Source organism: Acidovorax sp. KPB24-07 (assembly GCF_057543315.1).
In genome coordinates this window covers 1-1623 of sequence record NZ_BAAJYS010000584.1, presented here as the reverse complement: position 1 = coordinate 1623, position 1623 = coordinate 1, and the positions used below count along the sequence as shown (strand labels likewise).

2 protein-coding genes are annotated in these 1623 nt (G+C 70.2%); both read right to left on the bottom strand.

Features of this window, described 5'->3' with window-relative positions; all coding sequences use genetic code 11:
* Nucleotides 1–111 precede the first annotated feature (111 nt).
* The gene (locus AC27IQ_RS24100) at nucleotides 112–1062 is read right to left on the bottom strand and encodes a DUF3034 family protein (RefSeq protein WP_487091071.1); all 951 of its coding nucleotides are present in this window, start codon (nucleotides 1060–1062) and stop codon (nucleotides 112–114) included.
* Nucleotides 1063–1169: 107 nt separating this feature from the next.
* Nucleotides 1170–1623 (bottom strand): anti-sigma factor (locus AC27IQ_RS24095; RefSeq protein WP_487091070.1); only part of this gene is annotated, 454 nt, incomplete at its 5' end.

The window sequence follows — 1623 nt, the reverse complement described above, 5'->3', positions numbered from 1 at the left end:
GGCCAGCGCGAGCGCCAGGGCGGCGGCGCGCGGCGCGCGGCATGGCGGCACCGCGAATCGGGGGGTGGCAGGGATGGGCATGGGGCCTCCTCTCGTCTTGTTGCCCGCGGTTCAGTACGCGGCCTGCACCGACAGGTACAAGCCGTTTTGCCGGCGGTAGCCCGTCACGCCCGGCACGATGAGGCCCAGGTTGACGTAGGCCAGGGTGATCGACATGTGCTTGTTGGGCGCCCAGGCGATGAACAGGTCCCGCCAGTCGTCCTCGCGCAGCGCGGCGCCCAGGCCCGCCGAGGCGCCGATCGCCTGCAGGTTGTTGGGCTTGAAGCGGTATTCGGCGCCGATCGCCAGGTCACGGCGCAGCAGGTAGGCCACGGAGAATTCGGGCTGAAGGCTGCGGCGGCTGCGCCCCGGGGCCGAGCCGCCGAAGCCCAGCAGGCCGTTCTGGTTGGCGTTGGTGGAGCGCAGCGTGGCGCTCAGCACCAGATTGCGGTCCAGCAGCAGCTTGGTGGCGGTCACGTAGACATCGGTGCCGCTCGTGTCGGCCCCCAGGAACTCGATGACCCTGCCGGCCGAAGCGGGGTGCAGCCGCTTGTGCTCCACGCCCACCGCCACCTGCGGCATGGCGCTGTCGGCCTCGAGCACCGCATCGCCGAGCAGGCGGACCTTGACTCCGATGATGTCCATCTTGAGGTGCAGATCGGGCTCGACGCCGAATGCCGCGATGCCGTTCAGCGCGACGGCGGGGGCGGCATCGAAATCCTGCTTCGCCACCGACACCTCCACCCGCTCGTTCCAGCCCATCGCCGCGCCGTAGCTCGTGAGGCCGTAATCGCGCGTGCGGGTGCGGGTGGTGAAGGCGCTCATGCCGATCTCGCCCTCGGTGGCATTCGAGCCCACCACCGCCCAGGGGGTGAGCCCGCCGCCGGCCGAGCCGGAGATGCTGCTCACGCCGCCAGTCAGCAGCAGCTTGCCGGTTTCAGCCCGCGCGGTGCCGGCGGCGGCCAGCAGTGCGCAAAGTCCGGTGGTGCAGGCCACCGTGGAGATCCAGTGAATGGGGTGCATGGGGGTTCGTCCGCAAAGGAGCGCCAACCTGCGCTGTAGCAGAGTGTTACCTAAATCGACGCCCGACGAAACCCCCATTCCGCAAAGCAGAATATGAGGCCGTTTCGCTACAGCATGCGTTCGATCAGCGCGCCCGTGAACAGCACCGGTCCCGTCGGCCCCTTGTCGCCCGGCACGCCGCCCTGCGGCTCCAGGCTGATGGCCAGCGTGGGTACGTTCTTCACCGCGCTCTCCGGCGTGGCCAGCGTGAGCAGCGCCTGCGGCCCCAGCACGCCGAGCGAGCGCGGGCCGCTGCCGGGTGGCAGCGCCCACAGCTGCAGCGAATGGTCGCTGCCTTCCTGGAAACCGCCCACGCGCTGCAGCACCAGCGCGTTCTTTTGCGCATCGAATGTGACGAGCATGGACGGCGCGGCCTTCGCATCGGCCAGCACTGCCACGTAGCGCACCTGCGGCGTGGCGGCCAGTTGCTGGCGCAGCTGGGCGATCTGCGCCCCGCTGTCCTGCTGGAGCCGCTGGTGCGTCTGCAGCCCGACGACCACGGCAGCCACCGTGGCCAGCGCG